This is a genomic window from Pseudarthrobacter sp. W1I19 (genome assembly GCF_030817835.1).
Classification (GTDB): Bacteria; Actinomycetota; Actinomycetes; order Actinomycetales; family Micrococcaceae; genus Arthrobacter.
This window is the reverse complement of sequence record NZ_JAUSZR010000001.1, coordinates 3,700,337-3,724,691: the sequence shown is the minus strand read 5'-3', so window position 1 is coordinate 3,724,691 and position 24,355 is coordinate 3,700,337. Positions and strand designations below refer to the sequence as shown.

The following is a 24,355-nucleotide window of genomic DNA, read 5'->3' as shown; positions in this document are numbered from 1 at the left end:
CATGCGCCCCCTTCGGCTGTTCGTGCCCGCCAACATCCGCCATAACTCGGGCGGCAACGTCTACAACGCCCGGTTGGTAACGGGAATGCGGGCTTTGGGTGCCGAAGTGGAAGTGGTCCCGGTGGAAGGCTCCTGGCCGGAGTCCAGTGCAAAGGAACGACGGCGGCTGGGCACCATGCTCGGCTCATGGGAACCTGGCGGGATGCCCGAGGCAGCCGTGGCAATCGTCGACGGCCTGATCGCCATGGGTGCACCTGATTCTCTGGAGTTTGCCGCCAAAGCCGGACGGGACATATGGGTACTGGTGCATATGCCGGCGCCGGCAAACTACGATCTCGAGGCCCGGTCCCTTCGCGCGGCATCGGGAGTCATCTGTACCAGCAGTTGGGCCGCGGAAATCCTCGGAGAGCGCCACCACCTGCGTGGACTCCGGGTCGCCCTGCCCGGTACTGACAGCGCGCCGTTGGCGGAAGGCTCGGTTCCGCCGCACATCATTACCGTGGCCGCGCTGTTGCCGAATAAGGACCAGGTGCTGGTGGTCGACGCCCTTGCCCAGATCCGGGAACTCGAATGGACCGCATCGCTGGTGGGTTCGGGCGAGGCAGACCCGGAATATGCAAAGCGCGTGCATGCAGCCGTCGCCGCTCATGGGCTGGAGAGCCGGGTTCGGATAACCGGTGAACTGAAGGGCACGGCACTCGAAGAAGAATGGAACCGCGCAGACCTCAGCGTCCTGGTTTCCAAGGCGGAGGCGTTCGGCATGGTGGTCACGGAATCGCTGGCACATGGAATCCCCGTGGTGGTGCGTGCAGGAACCGGCGCCGTGGAGGCCCTGGGTTCTGCCGCGCAGGGCGAAGGAAAAAGCGGACGGCTGCCGGGAACGGCCGTACGCTTCCCGGGCACTGATGCTCCCGGGGATCCGGCCCTCCTGGCGGGAGTGCTGCGGGACTGGCTGCAGGACGGCAGCACCCGGGACGCGTGGCGGGCGGCAGCCCTGGAGACAAGGGACAGGCTGCCGGGATGGGAGCGGCCGGCCCGGCTTGTGCTGGAGGCAGTCACCACTATGGCAGGCTCAGAAACAAGGGACACGGAGGCCTAGGTGCCACGGATGCAGCGGGAACATCCGATCGTTCACAGCTGTTAAATCAGGTGGAGAAACCATCGTGAACACTGCAAATTTCACAGCATTGATCATTCCGGCGAACAGTACGGACCCCCTGAGGCTGGAGCACGTGGAAGACCTGCCGCGCGACCTGGAACAGCTGGTCGGCGGGCCCGTGGAGGGCATCATCCGGGGAGACTGGCACCTCTACCTGAACGCCGAGGGCCACGCGGCGGGCCTGCTTCCCAACCTCCGGGCAACCCAACTGCTGAACGAGTGCGGTGCGGACGGCCACCTCATACGCGGAACAGCTGTCTTCCTGGGCCGGGGCAGGCATTGGGAGGAAGCAGACGTTCCAGACCACCTTGTCCGGCTGGCGGAACAACACTTGGGCGCCCGGGCGGCCTGAAATCGGGGCTTGAAACAAAGCACCCTAAATCCGGGTTCGGTGCTCTATAAAAAAGTCGCGCAGCAGGCCGCCGCATTCGGCCTCCCGCACCCCCGCGTACACCTCGACCCAGTGATTGAGCCGGCGCTCGCGAAGGACGTCGAACACCGAGCCCGCGGCGCCGGCCTTCTCGTCCCACGCCCCAAAAACCACGCGGGGAATCCGGGCCAGGACAATCGCGCCGGCACACATGGCGCACGGTTCAAGCGTCACCACCAGCGTGCAGTCTGCCAGCCGCCAGCCGTCTCCGCTCCCGCCGTCGGCCATGGACAGCTCCCGCAACCGTGCAGCGGCCTCCCGGATGGCCACCACCTCTGCGTGGGCGGTGGGGTCTCCCAGCTCCTCCCGCTGGTTCCGTCCCGAACCCAGCACTTCGCCGTCGGGCCCTATCACCACGGCGCCGATGGGCACATCCTCCGTCGCCAGGGCACGGCGGGCCTCCGCCAGGGCAAGGCCCATCCACACATCGTGATTCTTTTCTGCGGAGACCATGGCTCAATGATAGTTTCGAAGGATATCCGGAGCCCGTGACGTACATCCGCCGGGAGGCACAATGAGCACCGTCCGAGACCGCGTGGACATGTGGATCAAGCCATACGCAGCCCTGTGGCTGACCATGATCATCGGCGGTGCTCTGGTGCTAACACTGGCCCTGCTGGGTGCCGAGGTCTATTCGAATGTGGTCGATGAGGAAGGCCTGGCCAGCCTGGATATTCCTGCCCTGGAATACTCGCAAACCCTGCGGAACCCCGAACTCGCCGCCTTCGCCACCGGCTTCACCAACGTGGGCGGCGGAACCGGGATGCCGATCCTCGCCAGTATCCTCACGGCTTGGCTAACCTTCCTGAGCCGCACCTGGCGGCCCATCGTCCTGGTGGGCGGGGCAGCGCTCGTCTCCACCATGGCCACCACGTTTGGTAAGCGCCTGGTAGGCCGGGCCCGGCCGGACCATTCGGAAGCAGTTCCGCCCTACGAAACAACGCCGTCCTTCCCGAGCGGGCACACCTTGAACACGACCGTGGTGATCGGGGTGCTGGTCTACATCATGTGCCTGCAGTTCCAGATCCTCTGGGCCAGGATTACAGCCATAACCGCCGGCGTCATCTTCATCATCGCCATGGGACTGAGCCGGGTCTTTTTGGGACACCACTGGCTCACGGACGTGATGGCCGGATGGTTCCTGGGGCTCGCCTGGGTGTGCATGGTGATCCTCGCCCACCGGCTGTTCCATCTGATCCGGAAACGGGAGCATGCCGGGCCTGCCCCCACGTTCGAGCACCCGGTCATCCGCGAGGACCATTCCGGCGAGGAGCAGCAGGGCACCGGGACTGCGGCAACGCACGACGGCGGCACTCCAGGAAGGAGCGACGGCGGCTCCCCGCAGTCAGGCGCAGGGGGCTGAAGCCAGGGAATGTGTCCAACTACCGGATGGTAGTTTTGACCCATGCGCACTCTCGTTGTGGACCACCCCCTGGTCGCCCATAAGCTCACCGTCCTGCGGGACAAAAACACTCCGTCTCCGGTCTTCCGGCAGCTGACGGAGGAGTTGGTGACGCTGCTCGCCTACGAGGCCACCCGCGAGGTCCGCACCGAACCGGTCACCATCGAAACGCCGGTCAGCACCACCGTGGGAACCGCGTTCACCAAACCCACCCCGCTGGTAGTGCCTATCCTGCGCGCCGGCCTAGGCATGCTCGAGGGCATGACCAAGCTCGTCCCCACTGCCGAGGTGGGCTTCCTTGGCATGGCCCGCGACGAGGAAACCCTGGACATCATTACCTACGCCGAACGCCTCCCGGAAGACCTCACGGACCGGCAGATCTTTGTCCTGGATCCCATGCTGGCCACTGGCGGGACCCTGCGCGAAGCCATCAAGTTCCTCTTCAAGCGCGGCGCCTCCGATGTGACCTGCATATGCCTGCTGGCCGCACCGGAAGGCCTGGCCAAGCTGGAAGAGGAACTCTCGGGCGCGAACGTCACCATCGTCCTGGCCTCCATCGACGAAAAGCTCAACCAGAAGTCCTATATTGTGCCCGGGCTCGGGGACGCAGGCGACCGCCTGTACGGCATCGCAGGCTAGCCCACAACCCTTTTCCATTCCCCCTCGCGCCGCTAGCCTGTGCGGATGGACTGGAAACTGGAACTTGTGTTTGTCCCTGTATCGGACGTGGACCGTGCCAAGGATTTCTACGTCAACAAGGTGGGATTCAACCCGGACTTTGATGAGCGTCCCTCGGACGCCATCCGCTTTGTCCAACTGACCCCCCGCGGCTCGGCCTGCTCGATCTGCATCGGGGAAGGGCTCACGGACGCGCCTCCCGGCTCCGGGTCGAACCTCCAACTGGTGGTCAACGACATCCACGCAGCCCACAAGCACCTGAAGGACAACGGGGTGGACGTCAGCGACGTGGACGTGCAGGAATGGGGCCACTTCGTGTACTTTGCCGATCCCGATGGCAACAGGTGGGCGGTCCAGTACATCCCGGGCCGCGAAAGCTGACATCTACCGGCAGAATGGGACCATGACTTCCTCCACCCCTGCCGGAGCCCGGAACCTGACGTGCCGGGCCGTCCTCTTTGACATGGACGGCACCCTGGTCGATTCCACCGCCGTGGTGGAGCAGGTGTGGGGTGAATTCGCCGCACGCTACGGGCTGGACCTCGAGGAGATTCTGCGCACCTCGCACGGCGTCCAGGCACGCGATACTGTCACCCGGTTTGCTCCCGCGGGTGCAGACGTGCCGGCACTGACGGCCGAACTCGGGGCGATGGAACGCGTCCGGACCGACGGGATTGTGGCCCTGCCCGGTGCCGCCCGGTTGCTGGCAGCCCTGCCGGCGGACGCCGTCGCCCTGGTCACGTCCGCTGACCTCGTCCTGGCCGACATCCGAATGGAAGCAGCCGGCCTGCCCATGCCGGCCGTCGCAGTCACGGCTGAACTGGTGACCCGCGGCAAACCGGATCCCGAGGGATACCTGAAGGCCGCAGCCAACCTTGGCGTGGACCCGGCTGAAGCCGTGGTGTTCGAAGACGCTCCAGCGGGAATCGCCGCAGGCGTGGCCGCCGGAATCCGCACGGTGGCCGTGGGACCCAACACCGGCCCACTGCCCGCAGGCGTCCTGCACATAGCGGATTACAGCGGAGTCGCCGTCGAAGCCGGCCAGGACGGTGAAGGCCGGACCGTCATTTCTTTCCGGCTTTAAGGTCGGTTACCACCTTGGCGATACGCCGCGACCGCGTTTCGGGCGTCTTGGCCTCGGCCAGCGGCTCCACGTACCGTCGCTGGGCGCTGTAGCTCAGCGTGGCGTAGAACTGCCGGGCGGCCGGTTCCGCCGCCATCGCAGCGGCAAGGTCCTCGGGGACTTCCACGATGCGAGGTTGCGTGTCCAGCTCCAGGTCCACTTCAACTGTGTCCCCAGCCGAAACGCCAACGAATTCGCGATTGGCTGCGCTGAGCGAAATGAGGTTCTGGCCACCCATCACCGCGATGCTGCTGCGGTAGCTCCTGCCGTTGATGGTCACCACTACAGGCGGTCGTTTGCCCGCGTCCAAGGCCGCGAGGACCTCATCGGGAACTTCGATGCCGGTCTTGTTTCCGGTGCCTTGGATGGTGGTGGTGAACTTCATGGGTCACAGTATGCCGGGCCTTCTGCCACTCCAACAGATGCGGCGCGCCATGGGTCACGGTTCGCCGGGTGCTCAGGCCAGTTGTGGGCTCAGTACCAGTTGTTGGAGAGGTGGAAGTTCAGCGCGCCACACGGGGACTGGTAGCGCTCCTGGATGTAGTTCAGGCCCCAGTTGATCTGCGTGCGGTAGTTGGTCAGGTAGTCCGGACCGGCGCTGGCCATCTTTTCAGCGGGCAGGGACTGGACGATGCCGTACGCGCCGCTGCTGGCGTTGGTGGCCGTGGTGGTCCAGTCGGACTCCTTGTCCCACAGGGTTACCAAGCACTGCATCTGGTCCTGTGCCCAGCCGTAGCTGGCAAGCTGACCGGCGGCATAAGCCTGGGCGCCGGCGGGATCGTTGACCGCGACGGCGGGGGCAGGCTCAGGTGCGGGGGCAGGCTCAGGAGCCGCGGCAGGCGCGGGGGCAGGCTCGGGAGCCGGTGCCGGTTCGGCTGCGGGCACTGGTGCGGGCTCTGCGGCCGGTGCCGGTGCCGGCTCTGCCGCCTGCGGGGCCACCGCGATCTCCTCAGCAGCGGCGGCCGGTGCCGGGTTGGCCCGGATTTCGCTCTTCTCGATGCTGAGGTTGGACTGGGCCTCGGCGGCCTGCGTTTCGGTGGCGGGAACCCTGATGCTTAACTCGGTCGCCTGTCCGGCCGCTCCGACACCTACCAGGAGGGCCGCGGATGCGGCGAAGACGGCGGCGCGCTTGCCGATGAAGGGAAACTTGCCGGCTGTGCGTCCGGCGTGGGGTGCAGACCCGGATTTCGGGCGCGGTTTAACCAGGAATTTAGACATGATGAATCGCCTCTCACACCTGCGGAGTTAGCTGTCGGGTTCGGATGAGGGCATCCGGCCGCACGGAAAGTACACGTGCGTGCTTAACCCCAAGGGCAGTTATTGCCCGGGACGATGGGTCCCCCGCCTCTGCCGTTGCTCAAGCGGAATCCGGGAAGCGGCAGAGCTTGGCGTCATCCGGATATGGGCTCCCGATCAGGAACCTCACCCAATCGACGGTACAGGAGTCAGGCACTTAAGTCACATTTTGGTAACAGCGATCGCGACGACGGCGCGTCGCTTTGCTACGAAAGCTGATGAAGGGGGAGCTGCAGGGCGAACTGGGTACGTCCTGGCTGTGACGTCACCGTTACTTTGCCGCCATGGGCCTCGACGATGGATTCCACGATGGACAATCCCAGTCCGCTGGTGCCTTCAGCAGCGGAGGCGCCGGCCAGGCCGGACGCGCCCTTCCGGGCCGCGTCTGCGCGGGCGAAGCGCGAGAAGACATGGTCCACGAACTCCACAGGGATCCCGCCGCCGTCGTCCGTTACCGTTACTACCGCCGCGCCGTCAGGCGACGTGCCCACCCCGGTGACCACGGTGGTTCCCGGGGGAGTGTGCTTGCGTGCGTTGGAGAGCAGGTTCATCAGGACCTGTCGCAGCTGCGAGGCGTCGCCGTTGACCACCACGGGTTCCTCGGCGACTTCCAGCCGCCAGTTGTGGTCGGGTGCCATCACTTTTTCGTCGCTGACGCCGTCAATCACCAGGTGCGTCAGATCCACCTCGCTGAGCTTGAGCGGCTGGCCCTCATCGAGCCGGGCCAGCAGCAGCAGGTCTTCCACCAGGGCGGTCATCCGCTCAGACTGGCTCTGCACGCGTGCCAGCGACTTTTCGCCGTCGGGGGTGAACTTCTCCGTCATCCGCATCAGCTCTGTGTAGCCGCGGATGGCCGTGAGGGGAGTGCGCAGCTCGTGCGAGGCATCGGCCACAAACTGCCGCACCTTGGTTTCGCTCTTCTGCCGTGCCTGCAGCGCATTGGCCACGTTGTCCAGCAGGAGGTTAAGCGCGTGGCCCACGCTGCCCACTTCCGTTCCCGGATTGGAGTTCGACGGCGGCACGCGCACCGCGAGTGCCACCTCGCCGGCGTCCAGCGGCAGCTGCGAAACGCGCGTGGCCACCTCTGACAGCTGCTCGAGGGGCTTCATGGAACGGCGGATCAGCACCGTTCCCGCCAACCCGATGAGCAGCAGGCCGGCCAGGGATACGAACACAAAGGTCCAGACGAGGGAAGCGAGCGTACTTTCCTTGGCGGCGAGGGGGAGTCCGGTCACCAACACGTCGCCGTAGTTCGTTTTCACGGCTGTCAACCGGTAGTCGCCGTTGGAGAGGGTGCGGTCCACTGGCTGTGCATCTGTGGCCAAAGCCACCAGGGCCTGCTTGTCCTCGGCGGACAGCGGCGAGCGGGAGGTGTCAGAGGCCAGGAACCCGGCGCTGTTGACTTGTCCGTTGAGGATGCGGGCGTTCAGGGTGCCCACGCTCTGGCCGCGGGCGTCCAGTGGATCCCGGCCGTTGAAGCCGCCCATGGGAGGACGGCCCGGATTGTTGGACCGCTCCGCCGCTTGGCTGAGCTGGTCATCGAGCTGGCGGGTGAGGAACGCGTCCATGGATGCGTAGCTGACCACACCCACTGCGCCGCAGATGGCGATCAGCAGTGTCATGGCAAGGAGGATGAGGCGGGTGCGCAGGTGCCAGGTGTTCGGCTTCAGCCAGCTCCGGCGCTGGGACGCAGCCTGTTGCGAGGCCACGGCGCGCCTACTCCGCTGGCTTGATGACGTAGCCGGCACCGCGCACAGTGTGAATCATAGGAGGATGCGCTGCATCCACCTTCTTGCGGAGGTAGGAGATGTAGAGCTCCACGATGTTGGCCTGGCCGCCAAAGTCGTAGTCCCAGACCCGGTCCAGGATCTGCGCCTTGCTGATGACCCGCTTGGGGTTTTCCATCAGGTAACGGAGCAATTCGAATTGGGTGGCCGTGAGCTGGAGTTCCCCGCCGGCCCGGGTCACCTCCCGGGTGTCGACGTTCAGGACGAGGTCGCCCACCACCAGCTCAGCCGTATCCATTGCGGCCACCCCGGAACGCTGGACCAGGCGGTGCAGCCGCAGGAGGACTTCCTCCATGCTGAACGGCTTGGTGACGTAATCGTCGCCGCCGGCGGCCAGGCCCACGATCCGGTCCTGCACTGCGTCCTTGGCCGTCAGGAACAGCGCCGGGACCTCGGGTGCGAAGGCACGGATCCTTCCCAGCAGCTCAACGCCGTCGAACCCTGGCAGCATAACGTCCAGGACAAGGACATCCGGGCGGAAGTCACGGGCCAGCTTCACGGCTTCCGGCCCCTCCGCTGCCACAGCAACGGACCAGCCGGCCATGCGCAGGCCCATGCTCATGAGTTCTGAGAGGCTGGGCTCGTCGTCCACCACCAGCGCGCGGATGGGGGATCCGTCGGGGTGGGAGAGCTGGGGGAGATGGTTTGTCATGGAGTGCGGTGAGGCCATGGAACAAGTCTCCGATCACTCGTTTAGCCCGGGCTTTGGGATTCCTGTGTCCCGGCTGTGAATCGTAGCCTTGCCAGCTGTATGTGGAAGGTGCTGATGCGGCAGGATGCCGAATGGGGGCTGGGAGACACTTCTTTGAGGCATTGGCGGGTCATCCCTGCGAAGATGGGACTGTTTTCTTCGCGGGGACGGCGCGCCGCTGGACAAGAACGGCCTCCGCGATGGTCGATTTTGGGATATCACGCGCACTTGAACAAAAGGGTGCGAACCGGACCTCAGCCCGAATTAAGTTCCTCAAATGGGCAGTTGGGGGACCAGGAGATGGATAATGAATGACGTTCTGCCAGCACTTCAGAATGGTGATCTACACCACAAAGGCGGATTTTGTCTCATAATGCGGACTGATCGGTCCATTGTTACTTGCAAGTTAGCATTGTTACGCTGCACACTCTCATTGTGAACAAGAACTCAACAGCACCTGCAGCCGCAGACTATTGGCCCAGCACATCCGCTGCTGCCGACATGCGCTGTTGTCGAATGTACGCCTGACCTTCCCCACCCCTCGAAGTTCTCCAGGCATTCGCCCCCCAGCCCAGCGTCGGGCGTCCCTCCCCAGTTTTCAGTGCGGGGAACCCAGCATTCGAGCCGTGATGACGGCCATTCACATTGAGGTAAGCATCCATGTCAGTTGCATCCGGATACGTCCACATTTCTGTCCGTAACGCCGCCAAGGCCGGCCAGCCTTCCGGCCTCCGCCCCGGCTTCGCACCGCGCCCATCGCTCGCACCCTCAGCTCCCGGAAGCAGCTTTCCCGCCTCTGGCTACGCACCCCAGGGCTACAACCCCAACTCTTACGGCCAGCTCCGCGCAGTAACCCCGGCCGAGTCCGCGCCGGTGACTGCTCCCACGCCCGTCGTGGCCGGACCCAACACGGTCCGTCCGGTCGCCAATGAGAATGTAGCCCGCGGCTTCGTCCTCTACATGGGCATCGACGAGGAAACCGCGGCCGCCGCAGGTACCTCCATCGCCAAGCTCGCCCAGGAGATCCGCGCCTACGCCCAGTCCCTGGTGTCCGGCGCCGAGAGCTACGCCGCCGTTGCAGTGGCCCCCGCCGGAACGCCCGGCTCAGCGCTCGACGTCGTCCGCTCCACCTTCGGTGACCCCACCGTCAACACCCGGCAGCGCACCGAAACCCCCCGTCCGCAGCAGCCCCAGGAGCCGCGCCCCTCCGGCGTCCTGATCGACCTTGCCCGCCGCGAAGTACACCTCGACGGCGAATCCCTGAACCTGACCTTCAAAGAGTTCGAACTCCTGAACTACCTCGTGGAGAACGGCACCCGTACCGTGGGCCGCGACGAGCTGCTCGAAGGCCTATGGCGCAATGCCGAAGAAGTCCCCAACGAGCGCACCATCGACGTCCACATCCGCCGCCTCCGCTCCAAGCTGGGCCGCCTCGCCAACACCGTGCGCACCGTCCGCGGCCAGGGCTACCGGTTCTATGAGCACCCCGAGGTTGTTGTCTGGGCCGCTCCGGAATACTCGATCTAACTCTTACTCTGAAGGGCCTGTCCCGCTTGGGTGGGCGCTTCCGCTTTCGCGGCACGATCCCTCAGCGCCTGCGCTCGTACCGCCCCGGCGCCTCCCTCGCCTCGCAAGCTCGGCCAGGGAACCCTGGCGGCGTGGGCCCAGCGACAACGGCGCTTTCGGGATGTGCCGCTGCGCTACAGCGCCCTTCGCGGAAAGCCGCCTTTGCGCGTACGGGTTCTCCGAGTATTTGGCCTCCGCGGCTGGTTGAAGTCTCCTGCGTGTCACCACGAGCATGCTTTTGACGCCTTGGTCTTGGCTGAGGCCTGATTTTCCGGGGAACTTTTACTCGGGGGCTCGTAAAAGCGTGCTTGGCGTGACGTAGTTTGGCTGCCCTCGGCGGATTTGGCGGGCTATAGGCTTGGGCCATGAGTGAGCACCATCTTCGACGCCTTGTGATTATGCGCCATGCAAAGGCGGACTGGCCGGGCGGGGTTGCTGACCACGAGCGTCCCCTGGAAGAACGAGGCCATCGTGAGGCGCCGCTGGCCGGGCGCTGGCTGCTCAAGCACAACATCGTTCCCGACTTCATCCTGTGCTCCAGCGCCCTCCGCACCCGGCAAACCTGCACCTGGGTATGCTCCGAGCTGGGGGACAAGGCGCCCACGCCCAAACTTGAGGACGGCCTGTACGCGGCCTCTGCGCTCAGAATGCTCACCGTGGTTAATCACGTACCGGATACGGTCACCACATTGATGCTGATCGCACATTTGCCTGGCGTGCAGGACCTTGCCATGCACCTGGCCTCACGCGACTCCGATCACGACGCCTACATGGACGCCGCCACAAGGTTCCCCACCAGTGCGGTTACCGTGCTCGAAACCGAGAAAACTTGGGCGGAGCTGGACGGCCAGGACGCGCGGATCACAAAGTTCAAAGTGCCGCGGGCGCACTGAGACCGGTTACTTCTTCGGGACAGGACGCCGCGGCGGCTGCCGCACTGAACCCTGACCACCAGCACCCTGACCACCAGCACCCTGCCCCGTGGAACTCTGCCTGGCGGCACTTTGTCTCTGGGGCACCTGCCGGGCGGACGACGTCGGCTGCCGCACTGGGGTGCGTCCCGCGGAGGAGGTGAGCGGCGGCGCTGTTCCTGCCGCGCCCTGGCGCCGGACAGGCGCCTGCCCGCGCCCACCGTTTCCGGGCCGGGAGGAGGCCCGTGCGGAAGCAGCCTGCCCTGGCGGACGTTGGCGTCCCGGCCACGCAGCGCCGAGGAACAGTGCCGCAAGGGCCGTCAGCAGCGAGAGCGCGGCCAGGAAGAAATAGTTGTCGGGGTCGTCCGTGGGAAGCGGAGTGCCAAACAGCGACGACTCGTCAGTGAACGCCAGCTCCCACGTGCTCAGGAACGCGAGCGATCCCGCAATGGCGAGGCTGGTGGACAGTCCGGCGATCGCCAGCATCACGTACCGCCGGCGCCGAAGGACCTCCATGATGCAGGCAAGGTACGCCAGGGCCAGCATTCCAAGGAATGCCAGGAAAACAGGTTCGGCCAGCGTCATGCCTGTCAGGACCAGGAGCCCCGCAGCCACGAGGCCACAGATGACCGCAAACTTTCCGCTGTTCCCCATATGACGCATGTGCACCATCATCCCCGAGGACGGGCATCCTTCAGCACGTAGCCGCGCATGATCGCCATGATTGCCGCAACGCTTTGGTCACGGGTCCGTTCCGGGTTGTACGTCTGTCGGTCCAGCCCCACCACAAAGCAGGCCCCAAAGATGGCTGTCTCCAGGCTGCCGCGGGACACGGACGGATCCACCGGGTAAACCTTGGCCACCCTTTCCACTGCCTCGCCAATGACCTGCAGGAGCTCGGCGCGCAGGAGGGTGAAGGTTCCCTGCCATTCGCTGGGTGTCCGCCAGTTCTCGCTGACCCACAAGCGGGCGAAGGAGGGGTATTCAGCCATGAAATCCATGGCCTGGCCAATCATGGCTTCCATCGCCAGCAGGGGATCGCCAGCCGCGGCGGCCGCCTCTTCCGGCGCGCCCAGCAGGCGTCCTTTGAGGATATCCACGCCGTGTCGCAGCAGCTGGGCGATGAGGTCCGATTTGCTGCCGAAGTTGTAGTAGACCGTTCCCTTGGACACCCCGGCCGCTGCGGCAATTTCATCAACCGTCACACCCGCCGCCCCCCGCTCACCGATCAGCTCCATCGAGGCATCGAAGAGCTTCTGCCGGGTGGCTGTGGTCCGGGCAGGACGGAGTTTTTTCGCCGACTCCGGTTCGGCCTGCTCCCGGGCCGCTGACTCCGGCTGGGCGGAAGTCATACCGCGATCTCCGGTTGGAGCGTCTTCAGTGTCCAGAATTTGCCCTTTCGGACTGCAAGCGTGGACATGGCCAGGCCCAATGCCGCGTAACCCAGCAGGCCCAGGACGGTGGGGAGGATCATGGACAGGTCGGCACCATAGATCAGGTGCCGCATCCCCGTCACCACGTAGCCCATGGGCAGGATCTCATGCACCACGTGCAATGGCTGCGGAGTTGTCTGCCAGGGGAACGTGCCGCCCGAGGAAACCAGCTGCAGCACCAGCAGGATCAGGACCACCAGTTTTCCGGGGGAACCAAGCAGCGCCACGATTCCCTGGATGATGGCGCTGAACGCCATGGCCGCCGCCAGCATGAAGAGCCACATCAGGACCGGGTGTGCGGCATGCAGGCCCAGCGCGAGGTTAACCACCAGGGTGAGGAGGGTGGCCTGCACCACGGAGACGGCGAAGAAGGGCAGCCAGCCGCCCAGGGCGATCTTCCACGACCCAGCGTTGGAGGCCAGCGCCCGCTGGGTGAGCGGCCGCATGGCCTGGACCAGCATAAAGACGCCGATCCACAGGGCAAGGGTCAGGAAGAACGGGGCCAGCCCGGCGCCGTAGGATCCAGCCTTCGCCTGCGACACGTTGCTGACGGCCACGGGATCGGCGATCACCCGGGACAGGTTGCTCTTCTGTTCGTCGTCAGGATTGGGAACCTGCCCCGCACCCCTGCCGATTTCGTCCGCAAGGGTCCTCGAGCCGTCAGCGGCTGTCCCTGCCCCCTGTTCGAGCTGCGCTGCGCCGTCGTCCACCTTGTGGGCCCCCTGGTCCAAGGCTGCGGCGCCGTCCACGGCTGCCTGCTCGCCGGTTGCCAGGGTTGCCGCGCCGGTGTGGAGCTGGTCGGCGCCGGCGGAGGCCTGCCCTATGGCTTCCTTCAATGCCGGGGTGGCTGCGGCAAGCTGGGCCGCGCCCACGCTGACGGCCTCCGAGCCGTCCGCCAGCTGCTGGATCTGGGCAGCGTCCGCCTGGATCTTCGTCTTGGCAGCCGTTACCGGGTTTGAGGCAGCCGCGGCGTCGAAGTCGGCCAGGATGCTGTCCGCCTGGGCCTGGGTGAGTACGCCGGAGGCAATGAGCCTGTTGTTCGACTCCAGCACGCGGGTGCGGAGGCCTTGGTCGGCTGCCTCCAGTTGCGCTGCCACGTCCTGGACCTTGGTATTCAGCTGCGCGTTTCCGGCAGCCACCTGCGCGGCACCGGCCGCCAGCGTCTGCGTGTCGCTGGGCATCGTTGCCGTCTTGTCCTTGAGGACGGACAGCCCGCTGCTCAGCTGGCCTGCGCCGTCCGTCAGCTGGTTGGCGCCGTCGCGCAGCTTGAGCTGGCCCGCGTAGAGCTGGTCGGCCCCGCTGGCCAGGCCCGTGGTTCCCTCGTGCAGGGTGGCGGTTCCGTCCCGGAGGGCAGCCACGCCGTTGGCAACCTGGCCTGCGCCGTCTGCCGCTTTGACCATCTGGGTGTGGATGGTGCCGAAACCGGTGAGCAGCTGGTTGGCGGTCTCTTCGCCAACGTCTGCGGCTACAGTGCTGTGCACTGAGGTGGTCAGCTTGTCCACGATGGTGCTGAGCAGGTAGTTGTTGGCGTCGTTGGTGGTGACGTTCAGCATGGCCTGGCTGGCGGAATCGAAGCTGCCAGGGGACACGAGGTGGGCAGAAAAGTCCTCCGGGATCTTCAACGCGAAGGCGTACTTGCCGCTGCTGACTCCCTCATCGGCTTCCTGTCCGCTCGCCACCGGGATCCAATGGAAAACATTGCCTTCCACGAGGCTGTCGGCGACCTTCGTGCCGGCCTGGAGCCCGGTGCCGTCGCTGGCGGTGGCGCCGGCATCCTCCACCACCAGGGCCGCGTCAATCTGGTCCAGGTTGCCATAGGGATCCCAGTTGGCGTAGAGGTACACGGCGCCGTACAGCAGGGGAACCATGGTGAGGGCGAGGATGGTCAGCTTGGGCAGCAGCCCGCCGGTCATCCGCTTCAGTTCTGAGCGGGCCAGCCGCAGTACAGTCACTTGGCATCCTCGGTCTCGAATTCAATGTCCTGGGCAACCACGTGGCCCTCCGGCACTGCGTGGCTTGTGTTGTGGGGTTCTACGGGCGCCACGGTTTCCTCCCGCAGCGCTTCTGCACGGGTTTCTGCGTGGGTTTCCGCGTTGCCGATGCCCGCGGAGGAGCCCGACCACGACGGCGGCAGGGCAGCTACGGTGGCCACAACGGCCAGCGGCCTCCCGGCGTCGGCCGCAAGCTGCTCAAGGCGAGGCAGCCAATTGGCGGCGTCTGCAGTGTGCCGGTCGGGGGAGTCGACCACCAGCAGGTCAGTGTGCGGGTTGGCCAGCGCCAGGGCCGTCAGGAGTTCCAGCCTGCGCAAGGGATCCAGCTGCTCGATCCACAGGTCCGCGATGTCCTCGAAGCTGTTCACTTTGAGCCACGGGTTGCTGAGCAGGGCGCCCCGGTAGCGGCGGGGAATCAGCGCCAGATCCTCGGTCACGAGGTCACGGACGTTGAGGTGGCGCTCGGGCTCATTGACGCCGGGGGCATCGACCAGCGCGCTGGCCATCCGTACCCGCTTGGTTCCGCCTTTTCCGTCCCAGCTAACGGTGCCACCGGTGGCTTTCATCCGGCCGCTGAGCACCAGCGCCAATGCGGTGCGGTGGTCCTGCCGGTCCCCGGATACGAGGATAAGTTCGCCCCTTTGGACCTGGAGCGAGGTGTCCGGAAGCAGGGGGTCGCGGCGGCCGCGGACATGGAGCTGTTGAGCTGAGAGCAAGAAGGGCCTTTCACCGACGGTTGCTGCACCCAGTATATCTAAACTGACCAGTCAGTTCAAATAGCTCTCAGAGTCCATACTTTTCCAGCAGGCGCAGCCAGACCTCGCTGATGGTGGGGTAGGAAGGAACGGCATGCCACAGCCGGTCCAGCGGCACCCCGCCCACTACTGCGATGGTTGCTGCATGCAGGAGCTCCGCTACATCCGGCCCCGCGAAGGTGGCCCCCAGCAGGACTTTGCGATCCTCGTCAATCACCAGCTGGGCCCAGCCCTCGTAGTTCTCGGAATGGAGCGAGGAGCCTGCCACCTGGATGGGAAGTTCCACGGTAGAGGCGTTGTAGCCGTCCTTGTGTGCAGCTTCGAGGGTGCGGCCCACGGCGGCGAGTTCGGGGTCGGTGAAGACAACGCCGGGTACGGCGTGCTCGTTGGCGGTCTGGGCGAAGCGGCTCCAGTCCTCCGCGGTGCCGGACAATTCCCCCTTGGCGCGCGCGGCGATGGCGTCTCCGGTGGCCCTCGCCTCGTACTTCCCCTGGTGGGTGTACAGGTTCTTGCCGGCAGCATCACCCACGGCATACAGCCAGGGTTCTGCTCCGGGAGCCCCGTTGACCAGGCCCGAATTATCGGTGGTGAGCTTCAGGTGGCCGGCCTCGTCGGGCTCAAAGCCCACACTCTCCAGCCCCAGCCCTTCCAGGGCCGGATGCCGGCCCGTGGCCACCAGGACCCGGTCCGCTGCCACGCTGGAACCGTCGGCGAGTTGCAAGCTGAAGGTGCCGTCATCGTTCTCGCTGATGCTGTCTGTAGAGGTGTTGAGCCGGATCTCCACGCCGTCCGCACGCAGCCCTGCTGCCACAAGGCCGGCAGCCTCCGCCGGGAAGTTCTTCAGCAGCCCGCCGCGCGCCACCAGCGTCACGCTGGAACCGAGCCGGGCAAAGGCCTGCGCCAGCTCAGTGCCGGCGACGCCGCCGCCGAGCACTACGAGGCGGTCCGGAACCTCCCTGGCGGAAGTGGCTTCCCGGGTTCCCCACACCTGCACGTCCTGAAGTCCCTTGATGGGGGGAGTATTGGGCGCAGAGCCGGTGGCCAGCACCACCGCATGACGAGCCTGGAGTTCATAGGAGTTGCCGTCCAGTCCGGCCACCTCTACTGACTTGGGCGCCGTGAGCCAGGCGTGGCCGCGGATGAGCTCAATGCCCGTATCGTCCAGCCATTTCACCTGGCCGTCATCCTGCCAGTTGGACGTCATGTAGTCCCGGTATTTCAGGACGGCTGCAGCATCAAGGGTGCGGGTGACGGCTTCCTTGGCCCCCGGTAATGTCTGGGCCCCGTGGAGCGCTGTGCCGGGACGGAGCAAGGCCTTTGACGGCATGCAGGCCCAGTAGGAGCACTCGCCGCCCACGAGTTCCGCTTCCACCACCACCGCTGTGAGGCCGCCCTGGACCACCCGGTCCGCCACGTTTTCCCCCACGGCGCCGGCGCCGATCACCACAACATCGAACTCACGCAGTACTGCCTCGGGCATCATGGGGAAAGCCTACGCCGGGGATCCGACAGTGGAGGCCGGGTGGTAGCGGCGGGGACAGCGGCGGGGATGCGGCGGCGCAAAGCAAAAGGTCCGCACCGGCGAACCGGTGCGGACCTTTCATCTGTGCGCCCAAAGGGATTCGAACCCCTGACCTTCTGTTCCGTAGACAGACGCTCTATCCAGCTGAGCTATGGGCGCATCTCGTGTTCCTGGAGAAGAACCGCTCTCCCTGAACCTCGAATTACTTTACGCGAGGGTTGGCCGCGATGCCAAATCGAAGCCCGTGTAATCTCCACGACTAGACCGGTATAGGTGACCTTCGTCACTTAATTACTCCAAATTCGCCTCAAATTCCTTGATTTCGCGCGGAAGTGCTTTTCAAGAGGCGTAAAACGTCAGCATACGTCCAAAAAACTCCAGTGGTCCGGACCATAGCATTTAGCACACACCGATGAACCCGAGGAAGGGAACCGCAATGGGCGATCTGGCGCAGAAGCCGCTGCTTGATAACGCACCCACTACACATGCCGGTCTGCTGGCATGGGTCGAGGAGGTTGCTGAGCTTACGCAGCCGGACCGTATCTACTGGGTGGACGGCTCCGAAGAGGAGAACACCCGCCTCACCGACGAACTGGTGGCCGCGGGAACGCTGACCCGGCTCAACCAGGACCTCTTCCCCAACTCCTTTGCCGCCTTCTCCGATCCTGCGGATGTTGCCCGCGTGGAGGAGCAGACCTTCATTTGCTCCGAGAAGGAGCACGACGCCGGCTTCACCAACAACTGGATGCCCCCGGCACAGATGAAGGAAAAGCTCCGCGGCCTGTTCGCCGGCTCCATGCGCGGCCGGACCATGTACGTCATTCCCTTCGTTATGGGCCACCTTGACGCGGAAGACCCCAAGTTCGGCGTGGAGATCACGGACAGCGCCTACGTTGTCGCCTCGATGCGCATCATGGCCCGCATTGGCACCGACGTCCTGAACCGCATTACCGAAACGAACGCATTCTTCGTTCCCGCCCTGCACTCCCTGGGCGCGCCGCTGGAAGCCGGCCAGGCCGATGTCCCGTGGCCCTGCAACCCGGACAAGTGGATTGTCCACTTCCCCGAAGAGCGGTCCATCTGGTCCTTCGGCTCGGGTTACGGCGGCAACGCGCTGCTGGGCAAGAAGTGCTACGCCCTGCGTATCGCATCCGTCATGGCACGCGATGAGGGCTGGCTGGCCGAGCACATGCTCATCCTTAAGCTCACCTCGCCGGAACAGAAGACGTACTACGTCTCCGCTGCCTTCCCGTCCGCCTGCGGCAAGACCAACCTTGCCCTGCTCGACCCCACCATCAAGGGCTGGAAGGTCGAAACCCTGGGTGACGACATCACCTGGATGCGGTTCGGGAAAGAAGGCGAGCTGCGGGCCGTCAACCCCGAAGCCGGCCTCTTTGGCGTCGCTCCCGGAACGGGTTGGGGCACCAACCCCAACGCCATGCGTGCCATCGCCAAGGGCAACAGCATCTTCACCAACGTGGCACTGACCGACGACGGCGGTGTCTGGTGGGAGGGCATGACGGAAGAAGTGCCCGCGCACCTGACCGACTGGCAGGGCAACTCCTGGACATCGGATTCAGACAAGCTCGCCGCGCACCCGAACTCCCGTTTCTGCACCCCGATCGACCAGATCGACATGCTGGCCGAGGAGTACCACAGCCCCAACGGGGTTGAGCTGTCGGCCATCCTGTTCGGCGGCCGCCGCAAGACCACCATCCCGCTGGTCACTGAAGCCCGCAGCTGGTCCAATGGAATCTTCATGGGCGCCACCCTGTCCTCGGAAACCACTGCTGCCGCAGCCGGTGCCGTGGGTGTGGTCCGCCGCGATCCCATGGCCATGCTGCCGTTCATCGGCTACGACGCCGGCGACTACCTGAACCACTGGGTCAATCTCTCCGCCAAGGCCAACCCCGAGCGGCTGCCCAAGATCTTCCTGGTCAACTGGTTCCGCCGGAACTCCGAGGGCGGCTTTGCCTGGCCCGGATTCGGCGACAACGCCCGTGTCCTGAAGTGGGCCATCGAGCGCCTCGAGGGCAAGGCAGATGCCGTGGAGACGCCCATCGGCTTCGTCCCCACCGGCGACTCCATCGACCTCGAAGGCCTGGACATGACCCCCGCCCAGGTGGAGGAAGCCGTCAAGGTGGACCCCACGGAATGGGCTGCGGAACTTGCCTCCATCGAGGAATGGTTCGCGAACTTCGGCGGCTCCCTGCCCGATGCCCTCCAGTCCGAGCTTGTGACCCTGAAGTCCCGGCTGGGTTAGTCCCCACTGCCTCCCCAATCTCGCAAGCTCGATTGGGGTCCCCTCGGCAGTGTGGGCCCACCCAGGACAACGGCGTCCTGAAGTACGACGGCGGCCCCGCACCTTTCGCTGTAAAGGTGCGGGGCCGCCGTCGTAATGTCCGGAGTTTTTGTCCAGATATGCAGGCTTCGGGGCGGCAGATTCATATGGTGGTTGCAACGCTCTGATTGAAGGAGCGTTTGATGCCGAAGTTGTTCGCTGCTCATGTTCGTGATGATTTTCTCGACCTGGTGTGCTCGGGCATGTCGGTCAGTGCTGCTGCCCGGCGTGTCGGGGCCTCGCGCGGGACCGCGAAGAAGTGGTGGGGCGAATCTGGTCAGATGACGCTGAATATCTCTGTTGTTGGTGGTCTGGCCGATCCTGTCCCGTCCTCTGGTGGACCTTGCGGGCGGGCGTTGAGCGAAGCCGAGAGGGGGATGATCCAGATGGGCCGGCTGACCGGGATGAGTTACCGGGAGATCGGTGAAGCGATCGGCCGGGACAAATCAGTGGTCTGGCGGGAGGTGAAGCGTAACTGCGACGGCGAAGGCAGGTACAACGCCTTGGTCGCGCACGCGAAGGCGCATCAGGCACGGCGCCGGCCCAAGCCCTTCAAGCTCGTCGAGGACGAGGATCTGTGCCGGCTGATCGCGGTATGGATGGACGACGGGTGGAGCCCGAAGCTGATCGCCTCGATGCTGGCGTTCTACTTCGCCGATGACAAGACTATGCAGGTGAGCCACGAGACCATCTACCAGGCACTGTACGTCCAGACCCGCGGGAAACTGCGGGCGGACCTGTCCGAGAACCTCAGCCTCAAACGTAAAGAACGCGTCCCTCACACCGCCGACCGGCGCAAGAGCAGCCCCTACAAAGAGGCGTTCAAAATCAGCGAACGCCCCGCAGAGGTCCAGGACCGGGCCATCCCCGGACATTGGGAAGGGGACCTGATCATCGGCTCGGACGGGACCGCGATCGGCACCCTCGTCGAACGCTCGACCCGGTTCACCATCCTGCTGCACCTGCCCGGGGACCACACCGCAGAAACCGTCGCCGCGGCGATGATCCGGGAGATGGCCCAACTCCCGGACCACCTGCGCCGCTCCATCACCTGGGACCGCGGGACAGAACTGGCCGGCTACGCAAAGATCCAGACCGCCCTCGAGACCACCCTTTACTTCTGCGACCCGCACTCACCCTGGCAGCGGGGCACCAACGAGAACACCAACCGGCTCCTGCGCTTCTGGTTCGAGAAAGGCTCCGACCTCTCAGTCCACACCCCCGAAGACCTCAACCGGATCGCAGCAAAGCTCAACCGCCGGCCCCGACCCACCCTGAACCTCGATACCCCAGCCAACCGGCTGAACCAGCTGCTGCAAGCGGCATAACCACCACGCGTTGCTCCCACCACTTGACTTTGCCGGCGTTGAGGTCCGCGCATCTGGACAAAATCTCCAAGGACGGTTCGGACCTAGCTGGCCAGCCAGATGTCCGGGCCGAACACCTCGTAATGGATCTGCGTGGCCGGAATGCCGGCGTTGATGGCCTCATTGCGGATGTTCTTCATAAACGGCAGCGGGCCGCACAGGTACAGGGATGCATCGGCCGGAAGGTCAACCTCGCGCAGCGACATAAAACCCTCCCTGGCCCCCGCCTCCGGCTGTTCCAGCCACAGCTGCAGTTCGGCACCGTCCAGGCGTTCGACGTCGTCCGTCATCTGGCTGCGCAGCGCCCAGTTGTCCAGGGTGCTTTCGGCGTGGAGGACCAGTACCTGCCGGTCGGAACCGGCCTCGGCCAGTGACCTCAGGATCGAGGCCGTGGGGGTGCAGCCGATGCCGGCGGAGGCCAGCACCACGGGGCCGTCGCCTTCCTTGAGGGTGATCTCTCCATACGGGTTGGAAATCTCCAGGATGTCTCCCACCTGCACACTCTTGTGGAGTACGGGCGAAACCTCGCCGCCGTCGTCAATTTTTGTAGTGAAGCTGCGGCTGGTACCCGCCTCTCCGGACAAGGAGTATTGGCGCACCTGGCGGAGGCCTTCCGGCAGGACCACCATGACGCTGATGTACTGGCCCGGAAGGGCCGGCGTCACCGGGGTTTCGTCTGCCGGTACAAGGGTGAACGTCATGGACCCGGCACCAGCGGGAGTTTTCGCGGCCACCCGCCAGGGCATCCACATCTTGTCGTTGGCCTGGCCTGCATACAGCGCCTTTTCAAGCTTGATCAATGCGTCTGCCATCAGCCAGTACACCTCCGTCCACGCTTCTGCGATCTCGGGCGTGATGACCTCCGCGAGGTCTTCGGCAATGGCGGCGAACAAGTGCTCGTAGACCACCTGGTACTGCGGCTCCGTAATGCCCAGTGAAGCGTGCCGGTGGGCGATGCGGGACAGGACCGTCTCGGGGAGGGTTCCCGGGTTGTTGACGAGGTGCGTGGCGAAGGCCGCGATGCTGCCCGCCAGCGCCTGCTGCTGGTTGCCCGAGCGCTGGTTGGAGCGGCTGAAAACCCCGTCCAGGAGTTCGGGGTGCGCGGCGAAAAGCCGCTGGTAGAACTTGGGCGTGATGGCGCCGATGCGGGAACCAACGAGCGGCAGCGTGGCCTCGATGACAGGGCGGGATTTGTCCGAGAGCATAGGAACTCCTGAGGTAGCGGCCGGGGCCTTCGTCCGGCCTTAGCGAATACCAGCATTCGAAATGCGTGTATTCATATCCCAAGTTCTACACCCTGTAGAACTTGCAATCAAATCAATCGGGAAGGTGGCGAAATATGGAAGTCTGGCAGGAAAATTTCGACCCCCGCCGCCCGTGGAACCGGTTACAGCCCGGGCCGGAGGCCGATCATTTCGAAGACGGGGTCCATTTGCCGGGATACAGGAAGGTCTGCGATCACCACATTGTCGAGCTCGCGGTAGAAGGCTTCGCGGGCCCGAGACAGGGCTGAGCGGAGCTTGCACTCATTGATCAGCGGGCAATCACCGCCCGGGGCCACGCATTCGGCGGCATCCGTGCGGGTATCGAGTTGCCGGAGGATTTGTCCCACCGTTGCAATCCGTCCGGCATGGCTCAGCCGGGAACCGCCGGTCCGGCCCCGCTCCACCTCGATCAGTCCGAGGTTCCGAAGCTTTGCCATCGCCTTGCTGACGTGGTTATAGGGCGTCCCCACACTGTCGGCGACGTTTTGTGTGGTGAGCAGTGTGCCGGCGGGAGCGGCGGCCAGCACCATGAGGGCCCGGAGGCTCACGTCGGCAAAAGCGTTGATTTTCATCGGCCACGTCCCGGTCTAGTCCACCCAGATGGTGGGCTCGCTGGCGTCAGCCGCAAGTTCGCCGAACGCCCAGGTCCGGTTCCTGGCATTGGGGGAGTAGGGCAGCACGGCCGCGAAGACCTGGCCGTCGCGGTGCTCCGTCGCCACATGGATGGCGTCCGACTCTTCCTCCACCAGGAGGATGTCGCAGACCACAGCAGCAGCCCGGAAATCTTCCCGGTTCTGCCGCAGCAGCGCGGTGAGGTCGCTGATCATGCCGTCGGCGTCGAAGTCGCCGCCGGAACCCTCTTCAGCGTCCGCCGGCGAGACGGCAACCATGCGGACTTCGCCGTCGGTCTGCACCGTCAGGGCGAAGGGCAGGAAGCCACCGTTGCGCTGGAGCTGCTCCTGTGCGGCACTGATACCCGTACCCAAGAGGTTCTCAAGGTCGGTAGCAGTACTTTCCGGGACGGAGTCGCGCCAGGACGCCTGCCCTCCGGTTCCTGGTGTGGCGTCCAGTCCGTGGTCCTCAGTCATGCGGAGGCTAGGCCCGGACAATCGAGAGGACGTGGTCGCGGATCCGCTCCATGGTGGAGCGGTCGGTGGCCTCGACGTTGAGCCGGAGGAAAGGTTCGGTATTGGACGGACGCAGGTTGAACCAGTAGCTGCCGTCGTTGGCCGTGAACGTGCTGCCGTCCATAGTGTCGATAGTGAGGTCTTCGCCGTCGAATGCGAGCCGGACCCGCTCCACGGCGGCCGCCTTGTCCTCGACTTCGGAGTTGATTTCACCGGATGAGACGTACGGTTCGTACTCACGGCCCAGCTCAGACAACGGCCCGTCCTGCTCGCCGAGGGCTGCCAGGACGTGCATAGCGGCCAGCATGCCCGTGTCCGCATTCCAGAAGTCACGGAAGTAGAAGTGGGCTGAGTGCTCTCCGCCGAACACCGCTCCTTCCTCTGCCATGACTGCCTTGATGAAGGAATGGCCGACGCGCGTGCGGACTGGCCGGCCGCCGTCGTGCTCCACCAGTTCCGCCACAGCGCGGGACGTGAGGAGGTTGTGGATGACTGTGGGGGTTGTTTCGCCCAATGCCTTGGCGCGGGCAATTTCGCGCCGGGCCACCATCCCCGTAATGGCCGACGGCGAGACGGGCTCGCCCTTCTCGTCGATGACGAAGCAGCGGTCGGCATCGCCGTCGAAGGCCAGGCCGATATCTGCGCCGTGACGGACCACTGCTGCCTGCAGGTCGCGGAGGTTCTCCGGCTCCAGCGGGTTGGCGGGGTGGTTGGGGAACGAGCCGTCCAGCTCGAAGTACAGGGGGACGATGTCCAGGGGCAGCTTGGGGAGCAGGGCGTCGCCCAGGACTGCAGGGGTGGTCAGGCCGGCCATGCCGTTGCCTGCGTCCACCACTACCTTCAGGGGGCGTGAGCCGGACAGGTCCACCAGCTTGCGCAGGTACTCGGCGTAGTCCTTGAGGACGTCGCGGACGCTGATCTGGCCGCGCTGCTCAACGGCAGGGATGGAACCGGTGTTCAGGTACTGCTCGGCGAGCGCCTGGATGTCCTTGAGGCCGGTTTCGGAGGAGATGGGCACGGCCCCGGCTTTGGACATCTTGATGCCATTGTAGCCGGCGGGGTTGTGGCTGGCGGTGAAGGTGGCACCGGCACGGTTGTAGAAACCGCAGGCGAAGTAGAGCTCATCGGTGGAGATCAGGTCCAGGAGTTCGACGTCGGCGCCGCGGGCTGCTGCACCATTGGCGAACGCCTTGCTGAACTCGGGGGAGGAAGGGCGCATGTCTCCGCCCACCAGAATGGTCTGTCCCTGGAGCTGCAGGATGTCCACAAACGCGGCCCCCACGGCTTCGACGATTTCGGCCGTGATCGACTGGCCCACAATGCCGCGGACGTCGTACGCCTTGAAGGATGCCGAGAGGTCAAAAGTCGTTGTCTGTTCGCTAGTCACGGGCTTTATCTTACGTGGACGGTGGAGATCCCTGTGGAGGGCGGGTCGAGCCGCTGTTTGTGACGCTGGCTCCCGCGGTGCCGCAGCCCGGTATTTCCACATAGCGGCCTTGCCCGGCGGTGGG

Annotated in this window: 24 protein-coding genes, 1 tRNA gene and 1 riboswitch; of the genes, 10 read left to right on the top strand and 15 right to left on the bottom strand. The window is 65.0% G+C overall.

All coding sequences use genetic code 11. From position 1 onward, the window contains the following. The first annotated feature begins 1 nt into the window (after position 1). Together QF038_RS17135 and QF038_RS17130 are read left to right on the top strand one after the other, a co-directional pair. The gene (locus QF038_RS17135; RefSeq protein WP_307611583.1) at positions 2-1,099 is read left to right on the top strand and encodes a glycosyltransferase family 4 protein; all 1,098 of its coding nucleotides are present in this window, start codon (positions 2-4) and stop codon (positions 1,097-1,099) included. Positions 1,100-1,163: 64 nt separating this feature from the next. Then, positions 1,164-1,511, top strand: a complete 348-nt coding sequence (locus tag QF038_RS17130; RefSeq protein ID WP_307611581.1) for a hypothetical protein — start codon at positions 1,164-1,166, stop codon at positions 1,509-1,511. Positions 1,512-1,535: 24 nt separating this feature from the next. Here QF038_RS17130 and tadA read toward each other — a convergent pair whose 3' ends face one another. Next, on the bottom strand, positions 1,536-2,042 hold the full coding sequence (gene tadA / locus QF038_RS17125) for a tRNA adenosine(34) deaminase TadA (protein ID WP_307611579.1): 507 nt from the start codon (positions 2,040-2,042) through the stop codon (positions 1,536-1,538). A 61-nt stretch (positions 2,043-2,103) separates the two neighbouring features. On the opposite strand from tadA, the gene QF038_RS17120 reads away from it, so the two are divergent. The 4 genes from QF038_RS17120 to QF038_RS17105 are packed head-to-tail and all read left to right on the top strand — an operon-like array spanning position 2,104 to position 4,753. Beyond that, on the top strand, positions 2,104-2,952 hold the full coding sequence (locus QF038_RS17120; RefSeq protein ID WP_307611577.1) for a phosphatase PAP2 family protein: 849 nt from the start codon (positions 2,104-2,106) through the stop codon (positions 2,950-2,952). 42 nt (positions 2,953-2,994) lie between these two features. Beyond that, positions 2,995-3,630 (top strand): uracil phosphoribosyltransferase, encoded by a 636-nt coding sequence (gene upp, locus QF038_RS17115; RefSeq protein WP_307611575.1) that lies wholly within the window; start codon positions 2,995-2,997, stop codon positions 3,628-3,630. Positions 3,631-3,675: 45 nt separating this feature from the next. Beyond that, entirely contained in the window at positions 3,676-4,050 is a 375-nt protein-coding gene (locus QF038_RS17110) for a glyoxalase superfamily protein (protein ID WP_307611573.1), read from the top strand. Positions 4,051-4,072: 22 nt separating this feature from the next. Continuing rightward, positions 4,073-4,753: an HAD-IA family hydrolase gene (locus QF038_RS17105; RefSeq protein ID WP_307611571.1), complete on the top strand. Its 681-nt coding sequence runs from the start codon at positions 4,073-4,075 to the stop codon at positions 4,751-4,753. Here QF038_RS17105 and QF038_RS17100 read toward each other — a convergent pair. From QF038_RS17100 to QF038_RS17085, 4 genes are all read right to left on the bottom strand, one after another. Continuing rightward, entirely contained in the window at positions 4,734-5,177 is a 444-nt protein-coding gene (locus QF038_RS17100; protein ID WP_307611570.1) for a YdeI/OmpD-associated family protein, read from the bottom strand. The two genes, QF038_RS17105 and QF038_RS17100, sit on opposite strands and share 20 nt — an antisense overlap. Before the next feature lie 89 nt (positions 5,178-5,266). After that, on the bottom strand, positions 5,267-6,010 hold the full coding sequence (locus QF038_RS17095; protein WP_307611568.1) for a hypothetical protein: 744 nt from the start codon (positions 6,008-6,010) through the stop codon (positions 5,267-5,269). 5 nt (positions 6,011-6,015) lie between these two features. After that, positions 6,016-6,176: riboswitch (cyclic di-AMP (ydaO/yuaA leader) on the bottom strand. Positions 6,177-6,294: 118 nt separating this feature from the next. Further along, on the bottom strand, positions 6,295-7,797 hold the full coding sequence (locus QF038_RS17090; protein WP_307611566.1) for a HAMP domain-containing sensor histidine kinase: 1,503 nt from the start codon (positions 7,795-7,797) through the stop codon (positions 6,295-6,297). A 7-nt stretch (positions 7,798-7,804) separates the two neighbouring features. Further along, complete coding sequence (locus tag QF038_RS17085; protein ID WP_307611564.1) at positions 7,805-8,545, bottom strand: response regulator transcription factor; 741 nt, start codon at positions 8,543-8,545, stop codon at positions 7,805-7,807. Positions 8,546-9,226: 681 nt separating this feature from the next. Here QF038_RS17085 and QF038_RS17080 point away from each other — a divergent pair. Then, positions 9,227-10,093, top strand: coding sequence for a winged helix-turn-helix domain-containing protein (locus QF038_RS17080; RefSeq protein ID WP_307611562.1), 867 nt, complete (start codon positions 9,227-9,229; stop codon positions 10,091-10,093). A 404-nt stretch (positions 10,094-10,497) separates the two neighbouring features. Then, positions 10,498-11,025 (top strand): histidine phosphatase family protein, encoded by a 528-nt coding sequence (locus QF038_RS17075; protein ID WP_307611560.1) that lies wholly within the window; start codon positions 10,498-10,500, stop codon positions 11,023-11,025. 6 nt (positions 11,026-11,031) lie between these two features. On the opposite strand, the gene QF038_RS17070 is transcribed toward QF038_RS17075, so the two are convergent. The 6 genes from QF038_RS17070 to QF038_RS17045 form a co-directional block, all read right to left on the bottom strand. Next, complete coding sequence (locus QF038_RS17070; protein ID WP_307611558.1) at positions 11,032-11,706, bottom strand: hypothetical protein; 675 nt, start codon at positions 11,704-11,706, stop codon at positions 11,032-11,034. 8 nt (positions 11,707-11,714) lie between these two features. Beyond that, positions 11,715-12,395 carry a TetR/AcrR family transcriptional regulator gene (locus QF038_RS17065; RefSeq protein WP_307611556.1) on the bottom strand — a complete coding sequence of 227 codons (681 nt, stop codon included), beginning with the start codon at positions 12,393-12,395 and terminating at the stop codon, positions 11,715-11,717. After that, the gene (locus QF038_RS17060) at positions 12,392-14,428 is read right to left on the bottom strand and encodes a YhgE/Pip domain-containing protein (RefSeq protein WP_307611554.1); all 2,037 of its coding nucleotides are present in this window, start codon (positions 14,426-14,428) and stop codon (positions 12,392-12,394) included. Before QF038_RS17060 ends, QF038_RS17065 begins: the two co-directional genes overlap by 4 nt. Next, positions 14,425-15,183: an ABC transporter ATP-binding protein gene (locus QF038_RS17055; protein WP_307611552.1), complete on the bottom strand. Its 759-nt coding sequence runs from the start codon at positions 15,181-15,183 to the stop codon at positions 14,425-14,427. The genes QF038_RS17060 and QF038_RS17055 overlap by 4 nt, the downstream gene beginning before the upstream one ends. Positions 15,184-15,250: 67 nt before the next feature. Continuing rightward, positions 15,251-16,705: an NAD(P)/FAD-dependent oxidoreductase gene (locus QF038_RS17050; RefSeq protein ID WP_307611550.1), complete on the bottom strand. Its 1,455-nt coding sequence runs from the start codon at positions 16,703-16,705 to the stop codon at positions 15,251-15,253. 124 nt (positions 16,706-16,829) lie between these two features. Next, a tRNA-Arg gene (locus QF038_RS17045) sits at positions 16,830-16,903 on the bottom strand. Between the two features lie 277 nt (positions 16,904-17,180). Between QF038_RS17045 and QF038_RS17040 the strand changes: the two genes are divergently transcribed. Together QF038_RS17040 and QF038_RS17035 are read left to right on the top strand one after the other, a co-directional pair. Beyond that, positions 17,181-19,007, top strand: a complete 1,827-nt coding sequence (locus QF038_RS17040; protein ID WP_307611548.1) for a phosphoenolpyruvate carboxykinase (GTP) — start codon at positions 17,181-17,183, stop codon at positions 19,005-19,007. Positions 19,008-19,228: 221 nt separating this feature from the next. Next, positions 19,229-20,413: an IS30 family transposase gene (locus QF038_RS17035; RefSeq protein WP_307610195.1), complete on the top strand. Its 1,185-nt coding sequence runs from the start codon at positions 19,229-19,231 to the stop codon at positions 20,411-20,413. 83 nt (positions 20,414-20,496) lie between these two features. Here the strand turns inward: QF038_RS17035 and QF038_RS17030 are convergent, their stop codons facing one another. The 4 genes from QF038_RS17030 to QF038_RS17015 all read right to left on the bottom strand — a co-directional run bounded on the left by QF038_RS17030 (position 20,497) and on the right by QF038_RS17015 (position 24,231). Next, positions 20,497-21,657, bottom strand: a complete 1,161-nt coding sequence (locus QF038_RS17030; RefSeq protein WP_307611546.1) for a globin domain-containing protein — start codon at positions 21,655-21,657, stop codon at positions 20,497-20,499. Between the two features lie 182 nt (positions 21,658-21,839). Beyond that, a complete protein-coding gene (locus tag QF038_RS17025) occupies positions 21,840-22,289 on the bottom strand; it encodes an Rrf2 family transcriptional regulator (RefSeq protein ID WP_307611544.1) in 450 nt (149 codons plus the stop codon). Positions 22,290-22,304: 15 nt separating this feature from the next. Then, a complete protein-coding gene (locus QF038_RS17020; protein WP_307611542.1) occupies positions 22,305-22,805 on the bottom strand; it encodes a hypothetical protein in 501 nt (166 codons plus the stop codon). 7 nt (positions 22,806-22,812) lie between these two features. Continuing rightward, entirely contained in the window at positions 22,813-24,231 is a 1,419-nt protein-coding gene (locus QF038_RS17015; protein ID WP_307611540.1) for a phosphomannomutase/phosphoglucomutase, read from the bottom strand. Positions 24,232-24,355: the final 124 nt, after the last annotated feature.